Below are 26618 nucleotides of genomic sequence, written 5' to 3'. Positions count from 1 at the left end.
GACAGAGAGGCAGGAGCCACCGCAACTGTTTGGGAGGGGTGCATGCGGCAGTTCACATGGGACGATCTGCAATATTTTCTGGCGGTTGCGCGCACCGGCCAGCTCTCCACGGCGGCGCGGCAATTGCGCACCAGCCATGTCACTGTTCTGCGCCGGATCGACCGGCTGGAACAGGCCCTTGCGACCAAGCTTTTCGAGCGCAATCCGCGCGGTTATCTGCTGACGCCCATCGGTGAACGGCTGGTGAACTCTGCCGAGGTCATGGAGCGCGAGGCGATGAAATTCCAGACCGAGGCTACCGGCAATCTGGCGGCGCTGTCAGGTGTCGTGCGTCTCTCGACGCTGGAAGGTTTCGGCAATTTCTTTCTTGCCGACCGTCTGCCTGTGCTGGCGCAATCCTATCCGAGCCTGTTCGTGGAAGTGGTGACGATCCAGCAGATCATGTCGCTGTCGCGCCGCGAGGCGGAATTGTCGATCACGCTGCATATGCCGCGCACCGGTCCCTATCACAGCGAGAAGCTGACGCCCTATCGGCTCTTCATCTATGGTCATCGCGATTATCTGGAGCGGCATCCGCCGATCAGGACACGCGAGGACATGGCCCGGCATCCGTTCATTGGTTACATCGACGACATGGTGTTCACGCCCGGCCTGGATTACATGCGCGAAATCCTGCCAGGGCAGCGCTGCACCTATCAAAGTTCCAGTATTCATGCGCAACTGATCGCCACGCAGATTGGCTATGGCTTGTGCGTGCTGCCTTATTTCATCGCCAGCCGGCATCAGGAACTGGTTCCGGTTCTGCCGCGCGAGATGCATCTGGTGCGTGAATATTGGATGAGCTGTCACATCGATGTGGTGGCTGCACCGCGAATCCGGGTGCTGAGCGATTTCATGATCCGCGCTGTGCGCGAATCTTCAGCAATCTTCCTCGGGGAACCCCTGCTGAGGGCATGATATTGTCGTTCGTTACTGATCAGATAGTGCCGCCGCCAATGGCGAAAATGCAAGTAATGACGAGTGCGGTAAAGCCGAACCCGATAATGAATAGATTAAGCGTCTTCATGTCCCCTCCTTTTCAACCCGGAGGCGTTATGTTCGACTTATGGTAGAATGTCTACCTTAAATTGTAGTAGTCCAAACTAAAGTTGTATAACTGAATTTCAGACGGTTTCGCGCTCGATATCCCGGCGAAGCACGATTGCGGTAGTGAGATCCTCTACAGTTTCATGAGTGGCGATGAGATCACGCAGGCTGTTGAGGCGGTCTATGGTGGGGACTTCAACCTCGACGATCAAATCGAGCTGGCCACTCACCGACGATACCCGGCGCACCTCGGCGTGGCGCGCCAGCTCATCGAGGAGACCGAGTGCCGGTGTACGCTTGAGGCTGACCAGAATCATGGCGCGGATGACGTTCCTGTCGATCTGGCCGATGTCTGCCCTGTAACCGCGAATGACGCCATTTTTCTCAAGATTGGCGACACGCTCTCCGGTTGCACTGCGCGAAAGACCGATGCGTCCCGCCAGGGTTTTCAGCGGAATGCGCGCTTCCTTGGAGAGAATGGCCAATATCTCGCGATCCTTCGCATCCAGTTCCCGCATGGTCGGTTCTTTCGTACTATCGTAAATGTGCCGGTCCATTCCGGCAAAGTGCCGGTCTGACCGACGCCTTGTCTGATGCCTGAAAATCGCGGACATGCCAAGCTCATCCTGTTACTTCCCATTCATATTCAACCCGTGAAGTGCCTCCCATGACCGATATTTCGTATCCCGCCCCCGATTTTTCTCCGCAAGAGGCTGAAGTGCTGGCCCAGCTTCATTTCGGGGTGACGGCGAGTGCCTCGCCGCTCGACAGCGAGCGTGATCGCAATTTCCGGCTGAAGACGGGCAATGGATCGGGAGACTGGATTCTGAAAGTCGTGAATGCCAGTGAACCGCGCGTTGAAAGCGAATTCCAGACAGCGCTCCTGCAGCATCTGGCCAAGGCTGATCCGGCGCTCGCCGTACCGCGCCTGAAAGCGAGCCTGTCGGGGGAGGTACTGGCCTCTATCGAAAAGGAAAAGGGCAAGCCCCATGCGCTGCGGGTGGCAAGCTGGCTGCCGGGCACGCCGTTGGCCGAGGTCAAGCGCACCAAGGCGCTGATGCACAATCTGGGCGGTGCGCTGGGGCAGCTGGACCGCGCCTTGCAGGGCTTCATCCATCCGGGTGCCTTGCGCGATTTTGACTGGGATGTGCGCCACGCCGGACGGGCGCGTGACCGTCTGCATTTCATCGACAAGCCGGAAGACCGCGCTGTCGTCGAGCGCTTCCTTGTCCGTTTCGAGCGCGATATCGCGCCGAAGCTGCCGCTCCAGCGTGCACAGGTGATCCATAGCGATGCCAATGACTGGAATGTGCTGGTTGATCCGCAGGATAATGAACGTATTGCCGGGCTGATCGATTTTGGCGATGCGGTTCACACTGTTCTGGTTGCCGAAGTGGCGATTGCCGCTGCCTATTCCATTCTGGATATGGACGACCCGATTGGTGCAGCCGCAGCCCTCGCTGCCGGGTTCCATGCGAGATATCCGCTTTTGCCGCAGGAAATCGATCTCATATTCGATCTGATTGCGATGCGTCTCGTCACCAGCGTCACGCTGTCGGCTTCGCGCCGCGAAAAGACCGGTGACAATCCTTATCTTGCGATCAGCGAAGCACCTGCATGGCGGCTTCTGCACAAGCTTGATGCCATGAACCCGCGCTTCGCCACCGCCATCCTGCGCAAGGCATGCGGTTTCGATGCTGTAGACGGTGCTGGTGCGGTGCGTGAATGGATCAATGCCAACCGAAAGAACCTCGCCCCCATCGTTCGCCCGCATCCGGCGACGATGACCAAGGCGCTGGTGCCCTATGGCGACCCGGCTCATGTGATGACGGTCGATTCTGCCGGGCAGCGCCCAAAGGAAGCCACCGCCTGGTGGGATGATTTCTGCGCCCGCAACCATGTGCAGCTCGGCATCGGTCCATGGGGCGAAAAGCGTACTGTCTATACCGATGAGGCGTTTCGTTCACGCTTTGTCGAAGGCGAGCGGCGTGTCCACCATCTGGGCCTTGACCTGTTCATGCCTGCAGGCACGCCCGTCTACACGCCGCTTGCAGCTACTGTGAAAAGCGTCGAGATCGAGACCGCGCCACTTGGCTATGGCGGCCTGATTGCGCTGGAACATCAGCCGGAAGGCTGCCCGCCTTTCATCACGCTGTGGGGCCATATGGCGCATGAGGCTGTGTCCCGCCTGAAGCCGGGGCAGAAACTGGCCGCCGGTGATCTCGTCGGCCAGATGGGCGACATGCACGAGAATGGTGGCTGGACGCCGCATCTCCATTTCCAGATTTCGACGGATACCGGCCTCACGGCAGCGGAAATTCTGGGCGTCGGCGAACATGCCTATCTTGATGTCTGGGCCGATATCTTCCCGGATGCCGCAGTCCTTGCCGATATTCCGGCGGAAGCCTTCCACCAGACCGGTCGCACGCGCACCGAGATCGTCAGCGCCCGCAAGGATATTCTGCTGCCGAACCTCTCCATCTCCTACTCCGAGCCGATCAAGTTCGTGCGCGGTGAAGGCGCATGGCTGATCGATAATCGGGGCCGCGCCTATCTCGATTGCTTCAACAATGTCTGCCATCTCGGCCACGCTCATCCGCAGGTGGTGGAGGCGATTGCCAGACAGGCCGCGATCCTCAACACCAATACGCGCTATCTGCACGACAACATCGTTTCCTATGCGGAGCGCCTGACGGCGACTTTGCCCGAAGGTTTGACGGTGGCCTCGTTTGCCTGCTCGGGCAGTGAGGCGAACAGTCTGGCGCTGCGTATGGCACGTGCGCATTCGGGCCAGCGCGATGCGCTGGTGCTCGACTGGGCCTATCACGGTACAACGCAGGAGCTGATCGATCTCAGTCCCTATAAATACAAGCGCAAGGGCGGCAAAGGACGTCCGGATCACGTGTTTGAGGCCGTCATCCCCGACAGCTACCGCGCGCCGGAAAATTGGCCGCTGGCAGAACATGGCAAGCGCTTTGCTGAAAGTATTGCCGAGCAGATCGAGGCCATCAAAAGCCTTGGACGCGGCCCGGCTTATTTCATTGCCGAGTCGATCCCGAGCGTCGCCGGTCAGGTCTTCCTGCCGGAAGGCTATCTGCAGGAAGTCTACAAGATGGTGCGGGCGGCTGGTGGTGTCTGCATCGCGGATGAGGTGCAGGTTGGCTTCGGCCGTGTCGGCAGCCACTGGTGGGCGTTTGAAATGCAGGATGTGGTGCCGGATATCGTCACCATGGGCAAGCCTATCGGCAACGGCCATCCGATGTCGGCAGTGGTAACGACCCGTGAAATAGCCAGCAGTTTCAACAATGGCATGGAATATTTCAACACGTTTGGCGGCAATCCGGTTTCCTGCGCGGCAGGTCTGGCAGTGCTGGATGTCATTGAGCGCAACGATCTGCGCCGCAACGCGCTTGATATCGGCAACTATCTCATCGACGGGTTCCGCTCGATGCAGAAGCGCTTCGATATCATCGGTGATGTGCGCGGGCAGGGGCTGTTCCTCGGTATCGAACTGGTCACGGATCACAAGACCAAGGAACCGGCAACGGCTCTGGCCAAGAAGATCAATGATGGCGCGCGCGAACGCGGCATTCTGATGGGGACTGAAGGTCCGTTCGACAATGTCCTGAAAATGCGCCCGCCGATGATCTTCACGCGTGCCAATGCCGATCATCTGCTGAGCGTTCTGGAGGACAGCTTCGCGGCTGCACTGAAGTAGTTCGTAGTCGGATAACTGAACAAACAACAAGCCCGGCGGCGTGCTGCCGGGCAATGGATCGGCTTTTTCGAAATTCTGGGCCGAAACTCTGGGAGGAGGAACAATGAAAAAAATAGTTTTGGGTTCGTTGTTGGCGGCGGGCTTTGCCATGTCCGCTCAAACTGGGGCGCAGGCGGATACGCTTTCGACCGTGAAGGAGCGCGGCAAGATCAATTGCGGCGTCAGTCAGGGCGTTGCAGGCTTTTCGTCGCCAGACGATCAGGGCAAATGGACCGGCTTCGATATTGATTTCTGTCGTGCGGTATCGGCGGCAGTCTTTGGCGATCCTGACAAGGTGAGTTTCATTCCGCTTTCGACCAAGGAACGTTTCACGGCGTTGCAATCCGGCACGGTCGACCTGCTTTCGCGCCAGACCACCTGGACGCTTTCGCGTGATGCGGGCATGGGCATCCATTTCGTCGGCACCGCCTATTATGACGGTCAAGGTTTCATGATCCGTAAGGATCTGGGTATCGATAGCGCCTTGAAGCTCGACGGCGCTTCGGTCTGCACCGAGCAGGGCACGACTACCGAACAGAACGCCGCTGATTTTTTCAGCGCCAACAGTATCAAGTATGAACCGGTGGTGATCGATTCTGCCGATGGCATCCTGAAGGCATTTGAAACGGGTCGCTGTGATGTTTACACGACCGACGCGTCCGCACTTTATGCGCAACGTCTGAAGCTTGCCGAACCTGATGCTTTCACCGTTCTGCCGGAAGTGATTTCCAAGGAGCCGCTTGGACCTGCCGTCCGCCAGGGCGACGATAAATGGTTCAACATCGTTCGCTGGACGCTGTTTGCAATGCTTGAGGCCGAGGAACTGGGCATTACGCAAGCCTCAGCTGATGCGGATCTGAACTCCAAGAAGCCGGACGTGCGCCGTTTCCTCGGATCGGAAGGCGATAGCGGCCAACAGCTCGGCCTTGAGCCGAAATGGGCCTATAATGTCGTCTCCAAGATCGGCAATTATGGCGAAATGTTTGAACGCACCATCGGCAAGGGCAGCCTGCTCAAGATCGACCGCGGCATCAATGCGCTGTGGAACAAGGGCGGGCTTATGTATGCGCCGCCTGTAAAATAACCGGTTTACAGCTCTTCGAGCAGGTCGCCGGAGGCTTCGATATCACGCAGGCGCTTTCGTCCGGAAGCGCCTGCTTTTTCAATGGCCCGCGTGGTCAATAAATGGCAGAGCGCCATGACCGCAACGTGATTGAACAACGGGCCGGGCGCCAGTGTCTGGCAATGAAAATGCCATTGCGCGGAAGCCCGGAACGGCGCGCCTTCATCGGTGATGTAGAGAAGTTTCGCACCACGCTTTTCGATGGCGGCAAGGATGTCGTCCATTTTTGCAATACGGCGGCGAAGCGCGAAGACGATGACCATATCGTCGGGGCTGATGCTGGCAATATATTCGCCAAGTGTCTGGCCCGGTCCGGGAACCGCAACGATATTGTCCACCACCTGTATCATCTGCCATTGCAGATAGGCCGCAAAAGGCTGGCTGCTGCGAAAGCCGAATACCCATGTCTTGCGTGCGCCGAGCATTGCTTCCACAACGGCATCGATCTGTGTTTCGCGTATTGAAAGAAAGGTCTTTTCCAGATTGGCGATGCCCTGACCGACATGCGACGACAGGGACTGGCCGCTCTCCGCATCGGTGGCACTCGACAGAAACAGACGCGATCCCGTCTGTTTTTCCTCACGGGCATGGCGTCGGGATTCTTCATAGGTGTCATAACCGAGGCGCTGTACGAAACGCGTCACGGTCGCGTTGGAAACATGGGCGAGAGCTGCCAGTTCCGACGCCGAATAGCTCGCCAGTTCCCCTGGAAAATCACATACGAATTCACCCAGCCTTTTTTCGGCTGGCGGCAGTTCGTCCATCACGTCTCTTACGCGGGTCAGAAAGGACTTTTCGGTGGGTTTCATGTGCCGCCTGATGAAATCATATTTTCAGATTGCCTAACTATTAGCAGCTTTTGACTATTTTTGCATCTTTTTCGCCTAAGCTTTGAGCAGATTATCTATCTGAAAATAAACGATAAAAAATTGCTTGTAAAAATTGATTTTCTGATGTTTGATTATGAAAAAATAATTTCATACGGCTAATATCATGGGAGTTGGACCGTTATGGCAGGGGAACAAATGATACAATCCGGTGCGACGTCACCGGCCATCAAGCAGATGGAAAATGCATTGGGAAATATCGGCGTGACAACTGCGCACAAGCAGATTCTCGCGCTGATCCTGATCGGCTGTCTCTTTGACAGTTTCGAGCAGAACACGATTGGCCTCGTCGGGCCGATCCTTCGCGAACAATGGGGTCTGTCGGGCGCCGATATCGGCTTCCTCAATACCATCACTTTCGCAAGCGCGGCCATTGGCCGTCTCTTGTCCGGCATTCTTGGCGACCGGTACGGCCGCCGTGTCATGCTGACGATCAATCTTCTTCTCTTCACCGTCGGTTCCGCACTTTGTGCGCTCGCACCGAGCTTCGGCTGGCTCTGTCTCGCACGCGCCATTGTCGGCTTTGGTGTCGGCGGCGAAATTTCGACTGCCGTTACGATGCTTGCCGAATTCTGTTCGCCGAAGTTCCGTGGAACTGCAGCCGGTCTCGTCAATGTCGGCGCAGGCGGTTTCGGCAACTTCCTCGCCCCGGCTTTCGGCCTGCTGGTTTTCACGCTCTTTCCGGGCGACGACAACTGGCGCTGGCTCTTCGCCGTTCTGGCGATCCCCGCTTTCCTCGTTGTTTTCTTTCGCCGTTACGTGCCGGAAACACCGCGTTTTCTGGCCTCGCAAGGCAAGATCGACGAAGCAAACAAGGTACTTTCCATTCTGGCGTCCGGATCACTCCGACCCAAGAACCTGAAAGTCACTGAATATCTGTCGAAGTCGGAAGACAGTGACACCAAGCCTGTCAAGGGCAATTGGAGGGAACTGTTCCAGGCGCCTTATCTTGGCCGCACCGTCCCTGTGGCGATCGCGATCCTGATGAGCTACGGCGCACAGCTTTCCGTCCTGACGCTGATGCCAATGATTTTCGTTTCGATGGGCTACACGCTTTCGGGCAGCCTTCTTTACAGCATGATCATCCAGAGCGGCAGCGTGCTCGGTGCCATTGCAGCATCGGCATTCGGCTATTACTTTCCGCGCAAGAAAGTTCTCAGCCTGGGTGCGGTCTGTGCCTGTGCCGCAGCGCTTTCGATCATCTATCTGGGCACGAACATCTATCTGGTGCTGTTCTTCGGAGCGCTGTTCCAGTTCTTCGTCCTGTTGCTCAACACGTCGATCTGGATTTACGCGCCGGAACTCTATCCAACCCGTATCCGCGGCTTCGGTGTGGCACTCATCCTCGCGAGCGGTTCGGCTGCCGGATCCTTCGTACCAACGATTGCGGGTGCCTTGTTCGACACATACGGAATGCTCGGTGTCTTCGGCCTTGCCGCATCGATGTATGCCATCTTCGCATTCTGCATCCAGCTTGGGCCGGAAACCTATGGTCGGTCCATGGAAGACCTGACGCAGCCGGCGGAAGCCGACGAGCCGACGGTCGATTTCACAAAAACTGCTAAAGAACAGGCCTGAACATGACTGCATCATCCCCCTATGTCCTGCTGATCAATCCAAACAGCTCAGAGGCAACGAGCGGGATGATGCTCGATATTGCCAGGCGGAAGGCGAACGGGCGGCTTCGGATCGAAGCCGCCACTGCGACACGCAGCCCTTCGATGATCGTCAATGACGAGCAGTTGCACGCTTCAGCGGCGCAGGTCATAGAAATCGGCAGGGGGCAGAATTCAAACTGCATCGGGGTCATTGTCAGCGCTTATGGCGATCCCGGTGTCGTGCATTTGCAGGAAAGCCTGGCCGTACCGGTTCTCGGCATTTGTGAGGCCTCGATGGTCGAGGCAACACGGAATGGACGACGGTTCGGCATTGCGACGGTAACGCCGGATCTTGCCGATGCAATAGCGGCGCGGGCGGAAAGCCTAGGCCTGTCGCATCTTTATACGGGTATTCGCTGCACGCCCGGAGACCCTGAGAAACTGGCGCGCGATGGCGCGCGTCTGCGTACAGAACTGGAAGCGGCGGTGCGGTTTTGCATCATGGATGGAGCCGAAGCGGTCATCATCGGCGGTGGGCCGCTCGGGGAAGCTGCGGAACAACTGCGTGGCGGCTTCGATATTCCGATTGTCGCGCCGATCTCGTCAGCGGTGGAGCTGATGATCGAGGCGCTCGACAAACAGCAGATCTGTGGAGAAGCGCAGGCCTGATCTTGGGATTGCCGGGACACTCGTTCCGGCGACCGAAAGGCATTTTATCGGTGCGGTACACCCCCTTGCACCGGATCATAGATACGCCGGGGGGCGTTGTGATTGAAAATGTCTTTTTGCACGCTTCCTTCTTGGCCGAGAAGAAAGCGTGCTTTTTTATTGGCGTCCGTCTATCGCTGCTTGGCCAGACCCTGCTCGCGCATCTGACTGAGGCTCATCTTCGGTGAAAGCGCTTCCGGATCGATGCGGATTTCGATGAGGCCCGGCTTGCCGGACTTTTCGCAAGCCTCGAAGGCCGGTGCAAAATCAGCCGTCTTTTCCACCACTTCGCCATGCAGGCCATAGGCGCGGGCAAGCGCTGCGAAGTCAGGATTGGCGAGGCCGGTGCCTGAAACGCGGCCCGGATAGGTGCGCTCCTGATGCATGCGGATGGTGCCGTACATGCCGTTATTGACGACGATGAAGATGGCATTGGCGCCATATTGCGCCGCCGTTGCCAGTTCCTGTCCGTTCATGAGGAAGCAGCCGTCACCTGCAAAGGCAACAACCGTGCGTTCCGGCGCGGTGAGCTTGGCCGCGACCGCAGCCGGTACGCCATAGCCCATCGAGCCGTTGGTGGGAGCCAGCTGGCTGCGATAGGTACGGTACTGGTAGAAGCGATGCGGCCAGGCGGAATAGTTGCCTGCGCCATTGGTGATGATGGCGTCGGCTGGCAGATGCGCGCGCAACCACTCCATCACTTCGCCCATCTGCACATCACCGGGGATGACCGGCGATTTGATGTTGTCGCGGTAATCGGCATTGGCGCTGTCGGTCCATGATTTCCAGCGCGGATCAGCAACCGGCGCAAGCTTTGCTGCTGCCGCACAGAAGGCAGGCATGGAAGCATTGACCGGAACGTCTGCATGATAGACGCGGCCCAGTTCCTCCGCCCCCGGATGGATATGGACGAGCTTCTGTTGTGGCACCGGAATGGAGACGAGTTCGTAGCCCTGTGTCGTCATTTCGCCGAGGCGGGCACCGATTACGATCAGCAGATCGGCATCGCGCACGCGCTGCGCCAGCTTGGGGCTGATCGAGGTTCCCATTTCGCCTGCATAGAGCGGGTGAGTGTTGTCGAACATGTCCTGGCAGCGGAAGGATGCCGCGACGGGCAGGTGCATGTTCTCGGCAAATTTCCGCAGATCGCTGATGGCTCTCGCATTCCAGCCGCCACCGCCGACGATCACCAGAGGCCGTTCGGCCTTTGCAAGAAGCGCTTGCATGTCCTGCAACTGGTCGGCACCTGGATGCATCTGAACCTGTTTAAAGGCTGGTGCGTCGCTGACGGCGGCATAGGATGTCAGCATGTCTTCCGGCAGGGCGATCACGACCGGGCCGGGGCGACCGTTGACGGCGCGGTGGAAGGCTTGGCTGACCAGTTCCGGAATGCGGGCGGCATCGTCGATCTGGACGACCCATTTGGCCATCTGGCCGAACATGCGGCGATAATCGATTTCCTGAAATGCCTCGCGCTCGACCTGATCGCTGGCGACCTGACCGATGAAGAGCAGCATCGGTGTCGAATCCTGAAAAGCTGTATGCACACCGACAGAGGCGTTTGTTGCGCCGGGACCGCGTGTGACGAAGCAGATGCCCGGCTTGCCGGTCAGCTTGCCATAGGCTTCCGCCATATAGGCCGCGCCGCCTTCCTGCCGGCAGACGATCAGGTCAATCGTGTCGCTGGAATCATGAAAGGCGTCAAGCGCGGCGAGATAGCTCTCGCCGGGGACGCAGAAGACCCGGTCGGTGCCGTGGATGCGCAGCGCATCCACCAAAATCTGGCCTCCGGTACGGGCATTGGGTTTGCTCGTCATTGTATGCATTTCCTCAATCTCACCATGTCTCGCTCGCCATTCCGGCGCGCCTTGCAAGGACGGTTTCTCCGCCTCTTTTCAAAAAGATCCTCCCGAAAACCGGGACAATCCATGTGTTGGGGGAACGGGAACTCATGGTCAGACGCACCCAAATGGCCGACAGGTGCATAAACCTCAGTCTCGCGGCAAAGTTTACGTTCAGCCGCCTGCTTCTCCTCCCAGTCAAGCACGCTGATATGAACATAGCCAGCGGTGCGAATACAGATTAAACATCATGACTAAACTGTATGAACTCATGATGCACCGGTATGGAGGAATGGCGATGGCCAGGGAAAACACGGGTAAGATCCGCGTCGGTATTGGCGGATGGGCCTATGAACCGTGGGACAAGAGCTTCTATCCTGAAAAACTGTCGAAGAAGCGCCAGCTTGAATATGCATCGAGCAAGCTCACATCCATCGAGATCAACAGCACTTATTACGGTCCGCAGAAACCCACGACCTTCGCCAAATGGCACGATGAAACGCCGGAAGGCTTTGTGTTTTCGCTGAAGGCACCGCGTTTTTCCACCAATCGCCGTGTCCTGGCGGAGGCGGGTGAGAGCATTGAACGGTTCATGACCGGCGGCATGATGGAACTGAAGGACAAGCTCGGCGTGGTCAACTGGCAATTCATGGGAACGAAGAAGTTCGACCCCGTGGACTTCGAGGCGTTTTTGAAGCTTCTGCCGAAGCGTGTCGACGGGCGCGATGTGCGTCATGCGGTGGAAGTGCGCCACGACAGTTTCAATTCACCGGACTTCATCGCCTTGCTGCGCGAATATGGCGTAGCGGTGGTGATTGCAGGCGACAGCGACTTTCCGCAATTCGCCGATATGACCGCACCTTTCGCCTATCTTCGCATCATGGGAACGAAGGAAAGCGAGCCGCTTGGCTATGGTGAAAGTCATCTCGATCAGTGGGCTGCACGCGCCAAGGCGATAGCAGCGGGAGAACCCGCTGAAGGGTTGAAGACCGTGACGCCGCCTGTTGCGGACCATATCGCCCGCGATGTCTATCTCTATGTGATCAGCGGCTATAAGGCGCATAATCCGCATGCGGCCATGGCCTTGATCGAACGGACAAAATGATGCCTCGTGGCGGCTGTTGATTTTCATCTGAGTCGCCTGAGCATCATGTCAAAATTCGATCTTTCCGCGCTTGAAACCTTCGTTCGCACCATTCCGCAGCACTATAAGGGACCGGGTGGTGCGGTCGCGGTGCTGAAAGATGGCAAGGTCGTGCTGCGCCATGCATGGGGCTTTGCCGATCTTTCCACTCGCAAGGCGATGACGCCCGAAACGCGCATGCCGATCTGTTCGGTCAGCAAGCAGTTCACCTGCGCCGTTCTGCTCGACAGTGTCGGCGAGCCGGAAGTTCTTGATGATGCGCTTGCCGCCTATCTCGACAAGTTTGCTGAAAAGCGTCCCAGCGTGCGCGATCTGTGCAACAACCAGTCGGGCCTGCGCGATTACTGGGCGCTGACGGTTCTGTGCGGGGCCGATCCGGAAGGCGTCTTTCTGCCCGAACAGGCACAAAGCCTGCTGCGCCGCCTGAAGACCACGCATTTTGCACCGGGCACGCATTATTCCTACTGCAACGGCAATTTCCGCATTCTGGCTGATCTGATCGAACAGCATACAGGCCGGAAGCTTATCGAACTTCTGTCGGAACGCATTTTCCAGCCGGCGGGCATGAAGACCGCAGAACTTATTCCCGATACCGCGCTGTTCGATGAATGCATTGGCTATGAGGGCGATACGGTGCGCGGCTTCCTGCCTGCCGTCAATCGCATCCACTGGATGGGCGATGCCGGCATCTGCGCGTCGCTGGACGACATGATTGCCTGGGAGCAGTTCATCGATGCGACCGGCGACGACGAAAGCGGAATCTATCGTCGCCTGAGCGGTCCTCAGACTTTCAGCGACGGTGCTGCTGCTCCCTACGGCCTCGGCCTTAAATTCGAGGAAACAGGCGGCAAGCGACTGACCGGCCATGGCGGGGCTTTGCGCGGCTGGCGCTGCCAGCGCTGGCATTGCGCCGATGAGCGCCTCTCGACAATCGCCATGTTCAATTTTGAAGGCGGAGCTTCCGACGTCGCCTTCAAGCTGATGAATATTGCGCTTGGCGTTCCGACATCGGAACAGGTTCGCGTTGAAGCCGATGCCGCATGGTTCGGCTCATGGCTCGACCATGAAACCGGTCTCGTGCTGAGCCTTGAAGATGCCGGACGCGGACGCATGAAGGCACGTTTCGGCACCGGCCCGGAAATCATGGACGTAATAGGCGAGAACGAGGCGCGTTCCGCGATGACCACGATCCGCCGCGATGGCGACACGATCCATCTGGCGCGCGAGGATGAAAATCTGAGCCTGACAATGCAGCGCCTGAAAGGCGCGGCGAAGCAGGATATTGCTGGACGTTATCGCAGCGACGAACTTGAGGCCGATCTTCTGATCGTCAATGAGGGCGGCGCTTTTTACGGGGCCTTTGAAGGATTTCTCGGCAAGAGCGATATGTATTCGCTCTATGAGGCAGGACCGCATGTCTGGCTGCTGCCGGTGCAGCGCTCGATGGACGCGCCGTCGCCGGGCGAATGGAAACTTGTCTTCCATCGTGACGCCAAAGGCGAGATAACAGGCATGACCGTCGGCTGCTGGCTGGCACGGCATGTGGACTACAGGAGAATTCAGGAATGAGCGAACTGAAAGTCAGAACCCGCGAGACGGGTGCCGTCGCCGAAATGCAGCATGGAAAGCTGCCTGTCATCACCACGCCGACCGGCGGCGTGGTCGAGCTCGTTACGAGTGTCAGTCAAGCGGGCTTCAATCCGCTCGATCTCATCTATTCGTCGGTTGCGGCCTGCATGGCGTTGAGCGCTCGTATCGCCGCAACGAAGCTCGAACTAAGGGAAAAGCTGACCGATGTGCGGGTGGAAGTGAAGGGCGACAAGGCGCATGAAGGACCGTCGCGTATCGAACGGTTCAACATCACCTTCCATTTCGGCGGTGACCTCACCGACGACGAAAAGCATCGTCTCGCCGAAATGGCTGAGGAAATCTGCACGGTCAGTAATACGCTGCGCGGCGAGCCGCAGTTTGATCTGAAGGTATCGTAACCTTCAGAGTGGTTCTTGTATGATAGAACCGTAAGAACCGCTCTGTCTCTTTGTTACCGCATTTCCGAACGCAAAACCGGCTCCCACTTTTGCTGGAAATGCTCAGATCACATCGCGGATACGATCGACGCCGAGCTTGATAACGCTTTCCATGGCCAGACGTGCTTTTTGTGGATCACGCGATGCAATGGCGTGGGCAATGCGCAGGTGATTGGCCGCGCATTCGGCAATGCCTTCTCGCGATGAGGCGGGTGATGAAAGCTGGAACGAGATTGCCAGCGCCGCCTCGATCAATCCGCTGACCGAGCGCATGAACGGATTGCCGGACATGCGCGCAATGGCCAGATGGAATTCCAGATCAACCTTGGCGATGGACTCCGGCGTGTGGTTCGGATCGTCAAACTTGGCGGCGAGCGCGTAAAGCTCGACAATCTCGTCACTGGTGGCGCGTTCAGCCGCGGCCGCTGCGGCTGCCGGTTCCAGTGCCATGCGCATTTCCGCCAGATGGTCCACGAAGACTTCATCGAAGCCTGCCTCGAAGCGCCATGTCAGCACATCGGGATCGAAGAAATTCCAGCTCGCATGGCCCAGAACACGGGTGCCGACCTTGGCCTTGGGTTCGATGAGGCGCTTGGCGGCAAGGGTTTTCATCGCCTCGCGCAGAACGGTGCGGGAAACGCCGAAGCGCAGCGACAATTCATGATCGCCCGGAAGGATGGACCCTGCAGGAATGGTTCCCGCGACGATGCCGCGGCCCAGTTCACCCACCACGACAGCGTGGCTGTTATGGCGCTTGCGTCCGGTTATGGCCGTTTCCAGCAATCCCAATTCAGGCCTCCTTCATTCGTTGCCTGGCTAGCTATTTGTTTCAATGCGCATCTTGCCCGAAAACCGGTTCCCACTTTTCGGGATGCGCCTTAGATCCGAGAACCACGCAAGTCCTCGTTGCAGAGCAATGAACAGGAACAGCAATATACCGATTGCTATTTTCGTCCACCAGGAAGACAGCGTTCCGTCGAAAACAATGTATGTCTGGATCAGCCCCTGTATGAGAATGCCGACGAATGTTCCGGCCACAAGGCCTGCGCCACCTGTCAGCAATGTCCCGCCGATCACCACCGAAGCGATGGCATCCAGTTCTACCCCAACCGTCGCGAGCGAATAGCCGGACGAAGTATAAAGCGTATAGACGATCCCGGCGAGGCCGGAAAGGATACCCGACATCGTATAGATGCCGATTGTCGTGCGGGCAATCGGAACGCCCATCAGCTCCGCCGACTGCTGGTTGCCGCCAAGCGCGTAGATATTGGCGCCGAAGCGCGTGCGATGGGCGATGATGCCGCCAACGATGAAGACCGCGAGCATGAGCATGGCGATGAATGTCAGCCTGCCGCCGCCCGGCAGGCGGAAATAAAGCCCCTGCAATGTATCGAGAAACGGATGCGCGATGGGCACGGATTGCGTCGAGATGAGGAATGCCGCACCGCGAGCCAGAAACATGCCCGCAAGTGTGGCCACGAAAGGCGGGATCCGCAAGAAATGGATCATCATGCCCATCCACGCCCCGAACAATGCAGCGATCACAAGAACGAGGCCGAATGCCACGAGCGGATGCACGCCGAGCTGCCCGACCATCACGGCAACGAAAACGCTGGTGAAGGCGATGACCGAGCCGACCGACAGGTCGATGCCGCCGGAAAGGATCACGAATGTCATGCCGACGGCGGCTATGCCGAGGAAGGCGTTGTCCGTCAGAAGATTGCCGATTACCCGTGTCGACAGCATGTTCGGAAACTGGACGATGCAGATCGCATAGGCGAGCAGGAAGATTGCAACCGTCGTCAGGAAGGGCAGATTGCGCAGTGCTCTCATTGCCGTGCTCCCTGCTGGCTTTGACGGACCGGATTGGCTCCATTGCCCTTGCGTTCCGAGCGCAGGAAGGTAATGAGCTGGACAATGGCCGGCGACTGGAAGGTGAGCACGATCACGATGATGACGGCCTTGATGATGAGGTTGAATTCCGGCGGAAAGCCCGCCATCAGAATGCCTGTGTTGATCGACTGGATGATGAGCGCGCCGAGCAGCGAGGCCATGATCGAGAAACGCCCGCCATTAAGCGAGGTGCCGCCGATGACGACCGCCAGAATCGCGTCGAGTTCAAGCCACAGCCCGGCATTGTTGGCATCTGCGCCGCGAATATCCGCCGCCGCGATAAGCCCTGCAAGGGCAGCGCCGACGCCGGAAACCGCATAGACGCTGAACAGGAGAAAGCGTGCCTTGACCCCTGCCAGCATCGCTGCGCGACGGTTGATGCCGGTCGCCTCGATCAGGAAGCCAAGCGCACTGGTACGCACTGCGAGGCCCACGACCAGACCGGCCAGAATCCATATCAGGACTGGAACAGGCACGCCGAGGAAGGAGCCGGAGCCAAGCGCCGCAAAGGAATCATTGTTGAAGGTCAGGATCGCGCCTTCGGTGATAAGCTGTGCGATGCCGCGACCTGCCACCATAAGGATAAGCGTCGCGATGATCGGCTGGATATCGAAGACCGCAACCAGAAAGCCGTTCCACAAGCCACACAGAAGGCCGACGCCAAGCGCTGCCGGAATGACGATTGCAAGTGGATAGCCCGCGACGATGAGTGAGGCGGCAAAAGCACCGCTGATCGCCATGACGGCACCGACTGACAGATCGATGCCGCGCGTTGCGATCACCAGTGTCATGCCGACAGCCAGAATGGCGACGGGTGCGGCGCGCACCAGAATATCGATCAGGCTTCCATAAAGCCGTCCGTTCTGGAACGAGATGTCGAGAAAGCCAGGCGCGATGACGGTGTTCGCCACCAGAATGAGCACAAGGGCGGCCAGTTGCGGCGCCAGTCTTTTGAGTTTTCTGGTCATGCGGGCAATCATGCTGCAGCTTCCTTTTCGCTTCCGGTCTCAGCGATTGCACGCACGATATTGTCGGCAGTGATTTCCTCGCCCTTCAGTTCCGCCACATGGCGACGGTCGGACAGGACGATGACGCGATTGGCAACGGCGGCAAGCTCCTCGAATTCCGACGAGATGATGACCAGCGACATGCCTTCAGCGCAAAGTTCGCCGATGAGCTTCAGGATTTCAGCATGGGCGCCGATATCGATGCCACGCGTCGGCTCATCGAGGATCAGCAGGCGGGGATCGGTGGCAAGCCAGCGTGCCAGTATGGCTTTCTGCTGGTTGCCGCCGGACAGAAACTTGATCGGCTTGTCAGGATCGGGCGGGCGAATATCGAGCGCCTTGATGTAACGCTGCGCAAGCGCCGTCTTCTCGCGCGATGAAATCGGTCTGGACCAGCCGCGCTTCGCCTGAACCGCCAGCGCGATGTTTTCCGCCATCGAGAAATCGCCAATGATGCCGTCGGTCTTGCGTTCTTCCGGGCAGAAGGCGAAGCGTTCCGCAATGGCCGCAACGGGCGAGGGGAGCCTCGTTTCCTTGCCGTCGACGGTCAAGGTGCCGCTATCGGTCTGATCGACACCGAACATCAACAGCGCGGTTTCGGTGCGGCCGGAACCGAGCAACCCGGCAATGCCAACGGCTTCTCCCGGCTTGATCGAGAGATCGAACGGCGCAACGCTGCCTTGTCTGCCGAAGCCTGCAAAACGGATCGGGGCAATCGTGTCGCGGCTTACTTCCTCGGTCAGCTGGCGGCGCACAGTCTCCTGCAGCTGGTGGCCGAGCATCATGGAAATGAGATCGGTGCGCGGCAGTTCCGACAGGTTGCGGCTGCCGACCAGCCGTCCGTTGCGCAATACGGTGGCGCAATCGGCGATGGCGTAGACCTGATCCAGAAAATGGGTGATGACGATGATGCCGAGGCCTTCTGCCTTCAACTGGCGCAGCACGCCGAACAGCATTTCGACTTCGCGTGCATCGAGACTGGCGGTCGGTTCGTCAAGGACGAGCACCTTGCCCGAGAGATCGACGGCACGTGCAATCGCGATGATCTGGCGGATGGCGACTGAATAGGCGGACAGAGGCACGCCGACATCGATGGTGAGGCCATAGCGGGAAAGAAGGTTCGTCGCATCTTTTTCCATCCGGCCCCGGTCGACCAGTCCGAAACGTTTCGGCTGGCGTCCCAGAAACAGGTTTTCTGCTACCGTCAGATTTTCGAGAAGGTTGACCTCCTGATAGACCGTGCCGATGCCAAATGTCTGCGCCTCTGCCACGGAGGCAGGCGCAATCGGCTGGCCCTCAAGCAGGATCGAACCACCGAAGCCGTGGTAAGCGCCGGTCAATATCTTGATAAGCGTGGATTTACCCGCGCCGTTTTCGCCGAGCAATGCATGGATTTCCCCGCGGTTGAGCGTGAAATCGACATGGTCGAGCGCGGTCACGCCCAGAAAGGATTTGGTGATCGAACGGGCTTCAAGAAGCGGCATAGCGGCCGCCGATGGAGCGTCTTTTGCAGCCATGGCAGTTTTCCATTGCATTTTGCAAAGGTCATTCCGGGCCGCGACAAACGCGGCCCGAGGACGAGAGGATCAGTAACCGAGACCCTTCTTGGCTTCGTAGACGGCCTTCGGATCGTCAGCCTGCGTGTAGAGCTTCGATTCCGTCTGGATCCACTTCGGCGGAACGGTGCCCTTGTCCTTGAAGGCTTCAATCGCGTCGAAGGCCGGGCCTGCCATGTTCGGCGTCAGTTCGACGGTCGCGTTGGCTTCGCCGTTCGCCATGGCCTGGAAGATGTCCGGCACGGAGTCGATCGACACGATCTTGATTTCCGTGCCCGGCTTCAAGCCAGCTTCCTTGATTGCCTGAATGGCGCCGACAGCCATGTCGTCATTATGGGCATAGACGGCGCAGATATTCTTGCCGCCGCCTTCGGCCTTGATGAAGCTTTCCATGACTTCCTTGCCCTTTGTGCGGGTGAAGTCGCCCGTCTGCGAGCGGGAAATCTTGATGTTGTCATGACCTTTGATGGCGTCTTCAAAACCCTTCTTGCGGTTGATGGCGGGCGAGGAACCGGTGGTGCCCTGAAGCTCGACCACATTGCACGGCTTGTCGCCCACATCCTTCACCAGCCAGTCACCGGCCACCTTGCCTTCATGAACCTGATCGGAGGTTACGGCGGTCAGATAAAGGTCTTCCGGAGAATCGATCTGGCGGTCGAGCAGGACGACCGGAATTTCGGCTTCCTTGGCTTCCTTCAGAACGGCGTCCCAACCTGTGGAGACCACCGGTGCGATCAGGATTGCATCAACCCCTTGAGCGATGAAGCCACGAACGGCCTTGATCTGGTTTTCCTGCTTCTGCTGTGCATCGGCGAACTTGAGCGTATAGCCGCGTTTTTCGGCTTCCTGCTTGGTCAGGGCCGTTTCTGCAGCACGCCAGCCCGATTCCGAACCGATCTGCGAAAAGCCAACCGTCAGCGATGCAGCAGATGCGCTCGAAATCAGGGCAAAAGAAAATGCGGCCGTCAGGGCCGTCAATGTGCGTTTCATGATGGTTCCTCCCAATAAGGCCCTCCCGGCCTTCGCATTTATGAAGCATATAATATTACTTTATGGCAAGAGCCTTTCGACGTTTCCCAATAAAATGCCGGTGCGACAAACGCGCAATATTGCTATTTATATATATAAAACAAAGGCTTGTATTCGTGCGGGAGGGGCAGGGCTCGCGAACTGCCCCGGTGGGGGCGTCTGCTTGCTTGACAAAGCGGGTTACGGCAAAATAGTCATATTAATAACACGAGCCGTAAATTGGCGTCTTATGGCGTTTCTCAAGCGGTCGGGGTGAATTCCGCAACGGGTATGCGGAAAATGGGAGGTTTAATGTTGCGTCTGGTCCAGTTCCGCGATGAAAGCGGAGAAATGCGTGTGGCTGCCTGCAGTGAGGAGGGAGCGGCGCATGTCGTCAAGGGCGTAGCAACGACCTATGAGCTAGCCTCGGCAGCCATTGCAGCGGGTATCAGCCTTGAGGAACAAGTCGTACGCAGCGGCAAGGGCGAAGCCGTCGATATAGACGCTGCCCTGGCGGCTGGTCGCGTCGGTCTGCCCATCACCCATGCCGATCCGGCACATCTGATTGTTGCCGGCACGGGCCTCACACATCTTGGCTCCGCCGACGGTCGCGACAAGATGCATAAGGCCGCGCAGTCTGCTGAAAAGCCGACCGACTCCATGCGCATGTTCCTGATGGGTGTCGAAGGCGGCAAACCGAAGCCGGGTGAAACCGGCGTGCAGCCGGAATGGTTCTACAAGGGTGACGGTTCGGCGCTGGTGGCAACCGGCGGCGAACTGGTTTCGCCTTCCTTTGCCGAGGATGGTGGCGAAGAGCCGGAGCTGGCAGGCATCTACCTGATTGGCCTGGATGGTACGCCGTTCCGGCTTGGCTTCTGCCTTGCCAATGAATTTTCCGATCATGTGACCGAGAAGCAGAACTATCTCTGGCTTGCCCATTCCAAGCTGCGTCAGGCCGCGTTGGGGCCGGAGCTATATGTGGGGGCGTTGCCTGACCATGTGGAGGGCGTTTCGCGCATTCGTCGCGGCGATCAGGTGATCTTTGAAAAGCCGTTCCTTTCGGGTGAAGCGAACATGTCACATACGATCGCCAATCTGGAACACCATCATTTCAAATATGAGCTGTTCCGCCGTCCGGGCGACATTCATGTTCATTTCTTTGGCACGGCAACCTTGTCTTTCTCAGAAGGCGTGAAGACGGAAGCTGGCGACCAGTTCGAGATTTCTGCCAAGCCGTTCCGTTATCCGCTGGTCAACAGGCTGGCTCAGGCGGCAGCTAAAAACCTTGTCGTGAAGGCGCTTTGAACATGGCGGCGGAACCGAACATCGCTCTCGCAATCGTCGGTCTGGGCAAGATTGCGCGTGACCAGCATCTGCCATCGATTGAAGCCGTCGATGGCATTGAGCTGAAAGCCATTGCCAGTCGCAATGCCGGGCTGGACGGCCTGCCGTCTTTTCACGACATCGATGAGCTGCTGGGCAGCGACGTTGCCATTGACGCGGTGTCGCTCTGCACACCGCCGCAAGGGCGCTTTAGCCAGGCCTACGCAGCCTTGAAGGCGCGCAAGCATGTGATGCTGGAGAAGCCTCCGGGTGCAACCATTTCGGAAGTGCAGGCGCTGGAGCGTCTTGCGCAAGCGGAAGACGTGACGCTTTACGCCACGTGGCACTCGCGCGAAGCCGCAGCGGTCGAGCCGGCGCGGGAATTCCTGAAAGATGCGGAAATTCGTTCGGTTTCGGTCACGTGGAAGGAAGATGTCCGCCACTGGCATCCCGGCCAGCAATGGATCTGGGAACCGGGCGGCCTTGGCGTGTTCGATCCTGGCATCAATGCGCTTTCCATCGTCACGCATATTTTGCCGGAGCGCTTCTTCCTGACGCAATCCGATCTTTATTTTCCAGAAAACCGTGCGGCGCCCATCGCAGCCAACCTCAAGTTCCAAACGGAAAGCGGCATACCGGTTTCGTTCGAACTGGACTGGCGGCAGACCGGTCCGCAGACCTGGGATATTCGCGTCGAGACCGACAAGGGCACGGTTCTGCTCAGCCATGGCGGCAGCCGCCTCACCATCGCCGGGACCGAGAAAATGGCCGAGCCGGACCGCGAATATCAACGACTTTACAAGCGTTTCGTGCAATTGATCGGCGCGGGGCGTTCGGATGTTGATCTCGCTCCACTGACCCATGTGGCCGATGCGTTTCTGCTCGGAAAGCGGCATGTCGTCGAAGCTTTTGAAGATTAGGAATCGAGGTTGTCGTAACGCGGCCTCTCACCCACGCAGGACAATGAAATGAACAAGCCCGTCTCTCCGAAAACGCCAAAGCTCCGCTCGCGCGCCTGGTTCGACAATCCTGATAATGTCGATATGACGGCGCTCTATCTGGAGCGCTACATGAATTATGGCCTGAGCCAGGAAGAGCTGCAGTCCGGTCGTCCGATCATCGGCATCGCGCAGACGGGCTCCGACCTCTCACCTTGCAACCGTCATCATCTGGAGCTGGCCAAGCGCGTGCGCGAAGGTGTTCGCGAGGCGGGCGGCATTGTCATTGAATTTCCGGTTCATCCAATTCAGGAAACCGGCAAGCGCCCGACCGCTGGTCTGGACCGCAACCTTGCCTATCTCGGCCTCGTGGAAGTGCTTTACGGCTATCCGCTCGATGGCGTCGTGCTGACAATCGGTTGTGACAAGACCACGCCTGCCTGCCTGATGGCAGCTGCAACCGTCAATATTCCGGCGATTGCGCTGTCGGTGGGTCCGATGCTCAATGGCTGGTTCCGTGGCGAACGCACAGGTTCCGGCACCATCGTCTGGAAGGCGCGCGAGCTGCTTGCCAAGGGCGAAATCGACTATCAGGGCTTCGTCAAGCTCGTTGCTTCCTCGGCTCCATCGACGGGCTATTGCAATACGATGGGCACGGCCACGACGATGAATTCGCTCGCCGAAGCGCTCGGCATGCAGCTTCCGGGCTCCGCCGCCATTCCGGCGCCTTATCGCGACCGTCAGGAAGTTTCTTATCTATCGGGACGCCGCATCGTTGAAATGGTGCATGAGGATTTGAAGCCGTCGGACATTCTGACCAAGGATGCCTTCGTCAATGCCATCCGCGTCAATTCCGCTATTGGCGGTTCGACCAATGCGCCGATCCATCTGAACGCTCTGGCCCGTCATGTCGGTGTGGAGCTGACGGTCGATGACTGGCAGAAATATGGCGAGGAAATTCCGCTTCTGGTCAATCTGCAGCCTGCCGGTGAATATCTTGGCGAAGATTACTACCATGCGGGCGGTGTGCCAGCCGTCGTCAATCAGCTGATGGGGCAGGGCCTCATCAATGAAGATGCGCTGACCGTCAATGGCAAGACCATCGGCGAGAATTGCAAGAACGCGACCATCGAAGACGGCAATGTCATCAAGACCTACGATCAGCCGCTGAAGAAGCATGCCGGATTCCGCGTGCTGCGCGGCAATCTGTTTTCGTCGGCGATCATGAAGCTCAGCGTGATTTCGGACGAGTTCCGCAATCGCTACCTGTCCGACGACAAGGACCCGAATGCATTCGAGGGCAAGGCGGTCGTATTCGATGGGCCGGAAGATTATCATCACCGCATCGACGATCCGGCACTGGAAATCGACGAGAATACGGTGCTGTTCATGCGTGGCGCTGGCCCCATCGGTTATCCAGGTGCGGCGGAAGTCGTCAACATGCGCGCGCCGAATTACCTTCTGAAAAAGGGTATCAGCTCACTGCCATGCATCGGCGACGGTCGCCAGTCGGGCACGTCGGGTTCGCCGTCGATCCTCAATGCCTCCCCGGAAGCTGCTGCTGGCGGCGGTCTGGCTATTCTGAGGACCGGTGACCGCGTGCGTATCGATCTTGGTCGCGGCAGCGCTGACATTCTGATCTCTGACGAAGAACTGGCGGAGCGTCGCAAGGCTCTGGAAGCTGCCGGTGGCTACAAATATCCGGAAAGCCAGACACCATGGCAGGAAATCCAGCGCGCCGTTGTCGGCCAGATGGAAACCGGTGCAGTTCTCGAAAACGCGGTCAAGTATCAGGACATCGCGCATACGCGTGGCCTGCCGCGAGATAACCACTAAGGTTCCCCGGATGGCTCTCGATAAAAAGCCATTTGCGGCAGTTGCGGACTGGGGCACCACCCGGTTTCGCCTCTGGACGCTGGATGTCGATGGCAATGTGCTGGGCGAAAGCCGTGGCGATGACGGTCTGCTGCAGGCAAAGGAAGCCGGTTTCGAGCCAACGCTCGAACGGCACCTTGCTTCTGTCGGCGCGCCGGACGATCTGCCGGTGGTGATCTGCGGCATGGCCGGTTCGCGGACCGGCTGGATCGAAGCGCCCTATATGAGCTTGCCCGCCGGGTTGGATGGCATCGTGAAGGCTGCGGTGCGCGTGCCCGCGCGCCGTCACGTCATCATGTTGCCGGGCGTCGCGCGTCGGGACGAAACGGCACCCGATGTTATGCGTGGCGAGGAGACAAAACTGCTCGGTCTTGTGCACGGCGGCACGCATGATGGTGTTGTCGTCATGCCCGGCACCCATGCCAAATGGGTGCGGATTGCCGACGGTGGCCTTGCCGATTACCGAACCTTCATGACCGGTGAAATGTTCGCTCTTTTGAAGGAAAAATCGGTGCTGGCCGGTGCGCTGGAAGGTGCTGCGGCGGTTGATCCGAATGGTGTGGCTTTCGCTGCGGGCGTCAGGGCGTCGCTCGAAAACCCGGCACTGATTTCCAACGCGCTTTTTTCCATTCGCGCAGGCTGGCTCGTCCATGATCGCAAGCCGACCGACCAGCTGGCCCGTTTGTCGGGCTTGTTGATCGGGCTGGAAGTGGCAGGCGGGCGCATGCTTTATGGCAAACCCGAAGAAGTGCTGCTCCTTTCAGACGACACTATGGGCGCGCTCTATGCCAGCGCGCTTGAAATCGCCGGGCTGACAGTCAGGCGCGTTGCAGCCGATGAGCTGGTGCGAGACGGTCTGTTCATGGCTGCAAAACACGCCTTCGAAGGAGCTGCGCAATGAGCGACCGCATCGCATGGCCAAAGCTGCGCTATCCGCTGGTCGCTATCCTGCGCGGCATTCGCCCGGAAGAAACGGAAGCAATCGTCGGAGCGCTGATCGAGACGGGTTTTGAGGCCATCGAAATTCCGCTCAATTCGCCGGAGCCTTTCGTCTCGATTGAGAAGGCGGCGAAGCTTGCGCCTGCGGGCGTGTTGATCGGGGCCGGAACAGTGTTGAGTGTCGCGGATGTGGATCGGCTCAACGATGTCGGCGGCAGACTTCTTGTCAGCCCGAATGTCGAGCCGGATGTCATTCGCCGCGCGGGACAGCACGGCATGGTGACGATGCCCGGCGTTTTCACGCCGACGGAAGCCTTTTCGGCGATCCGTGCAGGCGCATCGGCGCTGAAATTCTTTCCGGCCAGCGTACTCGGCGCGGACGGTATCAAGGCGATATCCGCCGTCTTGCCGAAGGATATTCCGGTCGGCGCCGTGGGCGGTGTTTCCGAGGCTGATTTTGCGACCTATCGGGCAGCGGGAGTGAGCTGCTTCGGACTCGGTTCCAGTCTTTACAAGGCCGGATTGACGGTTGCTGAGGTTCGCGAACGCGCTGAGCGCGCGGTTGCGGCATGGGACAAGATCGCGGGCTGACGGCCCTTTGAGAACTTGTTCCGGAGGAATTCCGCATGGCCGGAAGGCGGGGGCGGAAATTTTGGGAGAACGACAGGCGGAAAAGCCTGTCCCAATTTGGGAGTGAGACAATGGCAGGCATGAAATCTCTAACATTGGCAGTCGCGATGGCCGCGCTTGCCTTTAGCGGTCTGGCGCATGCGGAAGACAAGGGTCTTGTCGCCGTCGCCATGCCCACGAAGTCTTCGGCACGCTGGATTGCCGATGGCGACAACATGGTCAAGGTGCTGAAAGAACGCGGCTACCAGACCGATCTTCAGTATGCTGAAGACGACGTACCTAACCAGCTGGCGCAGATCGAGAACATGGTGACCAAGGGCGCCAAGGTTCTCGTCGTTGCATCCATCGACGGCACGACGCTTTCCGATGTTCTGGCCAAGGCCCACGATGCGGGTATCAAGGTCATCGCCTATGATCGCCTGATCCGCGATACGCCGAATGTCGATTACTATGCGACCTTCGACAATTTCCAGGTCGGCGTGCTGCAGGCCCAGTCCATCGAAACCGCGCTGGACCTCAAGAACAAGCCGGGTCCGTTCAATGTCGAGCTTTTCGGCGGTTCGCCGGACGATAACAACGCCTACTTCTTCTACAACGGCGCGATGTCCGTTCTGCAGCCTTATATCGATAGCGGCAAAGTCGTTATCGGCAGCGGCCAGACCGGCATGGACAAGGTCGCAACGCTGCGCTGGGACGGTGCAACTGCTCAGGCCCGCATGGACTCGATCCTTTCGGCCTATTATTCCGACAAGAAGCTCGATGCAGTCCTGTCGCCTTATGACGGCATCTCCATCGGTATCCTGTCGTCCCTCAAGGGTGTAGGCTATGGCAGTGGCGACATGCCGATGCCGGTCGTTTCCGGTCAGGATGCGGAAGTGCCTTCGGTGAAGTCGATCCTCGCTGGCGAACAGAACTCGACCATCTTCAAGGATACGCGCGAACTCGCCAAGGTCACGGTCGATATGGTCGACGCGCTGATGACCGGCAAGGAGCCGGAAGTCAACGACACCAAGACCTATGACAATGGCGTCAAGGTCGTGCCGTCCTATCTGCTCAAGCCGGTGATCGTCGACAAGTCGAACTGGAAGCAGGTTCTGGTCGATAGCGGTTACTACAAGGAAGACCAGATCCAGTAATGCGGTCTCGGGCGTATCGGAGGATATGCCCGTAACCTTTCTGCATGCCATTGCCCCAAATCCCCAGCCTTTCGGCTGGGGTAGGCTCGGCGATTGACAGCGTTGTCTTTTTGTTGAGGGCAATGGCAAAGCAGATTTGTAA

General features: G+C 58.4%; 22 protein-coding genes. 14 read left to right on the top strand and 8 right to left on the bottom strand.

Annotated features, from left to right (window positions below; translation table 11 throughout):
• Nucleotides 1-42 precede the first annotated feature (42 nt).
• Nucleotides 43-957, top strand: a complete 915-nt coding sequence (locus FG152_RS12885; RefSeq protein ID WP_010659471.1) for a LysR family transcriptional regulator — start codon at nt 43-45, stop codon at nt 955-957.
• A 206-nt stretch (nt 958-1163) separates the two neighbouring features.
• On the opposite strand, the gene FG152_RS12880 is transcribed toward FG152_RS12885, so the two are convergent.
• On the bottom strand, nt 1164-1604 hold the full coding sequence (locus tag FG152_RS12880; protein ID WP_010659472.1) for an Lrp/AsnC family transcriptional regulator: 441 nt from the start codon (nt 1602-1604) through the stop codon (nt 1164-1166).
• Between the two features lie 149 nt (nt 1605-1753).
• Between FG152_RS12880 and FG152_RS12875 the strand changes: the two genes are divergently transcribed.
• Both FG152_RS12875 and FG152_RS12870 read left to right on the top strand, forming a co-directional pair.
• The gene (locus FG152_RS12875) at nt 1754-4804 is read left to right on the top strand and encodes an aminotransferase class III-fold pyridoxal phosphate-dependent enzyme (protein ID WP_010659473.1); all 3051 of its coding nucleotides are present in this window, start codon (nt 1754-1756) and stop codon (nt 4802-4804) included.
• A gap of 103 nt (nt 4805-4907) precedes the next feature.
• Nucleotides 4908-5927, top strand: a complete 1020-nt coding sequence (locus FG152_RS12870) for an amino acid ABC transporter substrate-binding protein (protein WP_010659474.1) — start codon at nt 4908-4910, stop codon at nt 5925-5927.
• Nucleotides 5928-5932: 5 nt separating this feature from the next.
• On the opposite strand, the gene FG152_RS12865 is transcribed toward FG152_RS12870, so the two are convergent.
• Nucleotides 5933-6775: a MurR/RpiR family transcriptional regulator gene (locus FG152_RS12865; RefSeq protein WP_010659475.1), complete on the bottom strand. Its 843-nt coding sequence runs from the start codon at nt 6773-6775 to the stop codon at nt 5933-5935.
• 201 nt (nt 6776-6976) lie between these two features.
• On the opposite strand from FG152_RS12865, the gene FG152_RS12860 reads away from it, so the two are divergent.
• Both FG152_RS12860 and FG152_RS12855 read left to right on the top strand, forming a co-directional pair.
• A complete protein-coding gene (locus tag FG152_RS12860; RefSeq protein WP_010659476.1) occupies nt 6977-8431 on the top strand; it encodes an MFS transporter in 1455 nt (484 codons plus the stop codon).
• A gap of 2 nt (nt 8432-8433) precedes the next feature.
• The gene (locus tag FG152_RS12855; RefSeq protein ID WP_010659477.1) at nt 8434-9120 is read left to right on the top strand and encodes an aspartate/glutamate racemase family protein; all 687 of its coding nucleotides are present in this window, start codon (nt 8434-8436) and stop codon (nt 9118-9120) included.
• Nucleotides 9121-9290: 170 nt separating this feature from the next.
• On the opposite strand, the gene FG152_RS12850 is transcribed toward FG152_RS12855, so the two are convergent.
• On the bottom strand, nt 9291-10976 hold the full coding sequence (locus FG152_RS12850; protein ID WP_010659478.1) for a thiamine pyrophosphate-binding protein: 1686 nt from the start codon (nt 10974-10976) through the stop codon (nt 9291-9293).
• A 322-nt stretch (nt 10977-11298) separates the two neighbouring features.
• On the opposite strand from FG152_RS12850, the gene FG152_RS12845 reads away from it, so the two are divergent.
• From FG152_RS12845 to FG152_RS12835, 3 genes are read left to right on the top strand one after another with little or no spacing between them, the layout of a single operon-like run.
• Nucleotides 11299-12105, top strand: coding sequence for a DUF72 domain-containing protein (locus FG152_RS12845; protein WP_010659479.1), 807 nt, complete (start codon nt 11299-11301; stop codon nt 12103-12105).
• Between the two features lie 45 nt (nt 12106-12150).
• A complete protein-coding gene (locus FG152_RS12840) occupies nt 12151-13713 on the top strand; it encodes a D-aminopeptidase (protein ID WP_010659480.1) in 1563 nt (520 codons plus the stop codon).
• Complete coding sequence (locus FG152_RS12835; protein ID WP_010659481.1) at nt 13710-14132, top strand: OsmC family protein; 423 nt, start codon at nt 13710-13712, stop codon at nt 14130-14132. Before FG152_RS12840 ends, FG152_RS12835 begins: the two co-directional genes overlap by 4 nt.
• 102 nt (nt 14133-14234) lie before the next feature.
• Here the strand turns inward: FG152_RS12835 and FG152_RS12830 are convergent, their stop codons facing one another.
• The 5 genes from FG152_RS12830 to ytfQ form a co-directional block, all read right to left on the bottom strand.
• Entirely contained in the window at nt 14235-14960 is a 726-nt protein-coding gene (locus FG152_RS12830; protein WP_010659482.1) for a FadR/GntR family transcriptional regulator, read from the bottom strand.
• Between the two features lie 27 nt (nt 14961-14987).
• Nucleotides 14988-16004 carry a galactofuranose ABC transporter, permease protein YjfF gene (gene yjfF / locus FG152_RS12825; protein ID WP_010659483.1) on the bottom strand — a complete coding sequence of 339 codons (1017 nt, stop codon included), beginning with the start codon at nt 16002-16004 and terminating at the stop codon, nt 14988-14990.
• Nucleotides 16001-17044 carry an ABC transporter permease gene (locus tag FG152_RS12820; RefSeq protein WP_010659484.1) on the bottom strand — a complete coding sequence of 348 codons (1044 nt, stop codon included), beginning with the start codon at nt 17042-17044 and terminating at the stop codon, nt 16001-16003. The genes yjfF and FG152_RS12820 overlap by 4 nt, the downstream gene beginning before the upstream one ends.
• Complete coding sequence (locus FG152_RS12815; protein ID WP_010659485.1) at nt 17041-18588, bottom strand: sugar ABC transporter ATP-binding protein; 1548 nt, start codon at nt 18586-18588, stop codon at nt 17041-17043. The genes FG152_RS12820 and FG152_RS12815 overlap by 4 nt, the downstream gene beginning before the upstream one ends.
• Before the next feature lie 69 nt (nt 18589-18657).
• Nucleotides 18658-19617, bottom strand: coding sequence for a galactofuranose ABC transporter, galactofuranose-binding protein YtfQ (gene ytfQ, locus FG152_RS12810; protein ID WP_010659486.1), 960 nt, complete (start codon nt 19615-19617; stop codon nt 18658-18660).
• 330 nt (nt 19618-19947) lie between these two features.
• Here ytfQ and araD1 point away from each other — a divergent pair, with 330 nt between their 5' ends.
• The 6 genes from araD1 (at nt 19948) to chvE (ending at nt 26476) form a co-directional block, all read left to right on the top strand.
• Complete coding sequence (gene araD1 / locus FG152_RS12805) at nt 19948-20940, top strand: AraD1 family protein (RefSeq protein WP_010659488.1); 993 nt, start codon at nt 19948-19950, stop codon at nt 20938-20940.
• 2 nt (nt 20941-20942) lie between these two features.
• Nucleotides 20943-21878, top strand: a complete 936-nt coding sequence (locus FG152_RS12800; protein WP_036580521.1) for a Gfo/Idh/MocA family protein — start codon at nt 20943-20945, stop codon at nt 21876-21878.
• Nucleotides 21879-21926: 48 nt separating this feature from the next.
• Nucleotides 21927-23732 carry an IlvD/Edd family dehydratase gene (locus FG152_RS12795; protein ID WP_010659490.1) on the top strand — a complete coding sequence of 602 codons (1806 nt, stop codon included), beginning with the start codon at nt 21927-21929 and terminating at the stop codon, nt 23730-23732.
• A gap of 10 nt (nt 23733-23742) precedes the next feature.
• The gene (locus tag FG152_RS12790; RefSeq protein ID WP_010659491.1) at nt 23743-24672 is read left to right on the top strand and encodes a 2-dehydro-3-deoxygalactonokinase; all 930 of its coding nucleotides are present in this window, start codon (nt 23743-23745) and stop codon (nt 24670-24672) included.
• Nucleotides 24669-25301: a 2-dehydro-3-deoxy-6-phosphogalactonate aldolase gene (locus FG152_RS12785; protein WP_010659492.1), complete on the top strand. Its 633-nt coding sequence runs from the start codon at nt 24669-24671 to the stop codon at nt 25299-25301. The genes FG152_RS12790 and FG152_RS12785 overlap by 4 nt, the downstream gene beginning before the upstream one ends.
• Nucleotides 25302-25411: 110 nt before the next feature.
• The gene (gene chvE, locus FG152_RS12780; RefSeq protein ID WP_010659493.1) at nt 25412-26476 is read left to right on the top strand and encodes a multiple monosaccharide ABC transporter substrate-binding protein; all 1065 of its coding nucleotides are present in this window, start codon (nt 25412-25414) and stop codon (nt 26474-26476) included.
• Nucleotides 26477-26618 lie beyond the last annotated feature (142 nt).

Origin of the sequence: Ochrobactrum sp. XJ1 (genome assembly GCF_024701725.1) — a bacterium.
In the GTDB taxonomy this organism is placed as follows: domain Bacteria; phylum Pseudomonadota; class Alphaproteobacteria; order Rhizobiales; family Rhizobiaceae; genus Brucella; species Brucella anthropi.
This window is presented reverse-complemented; position numbering and strand designations above follow the sequence as displayed.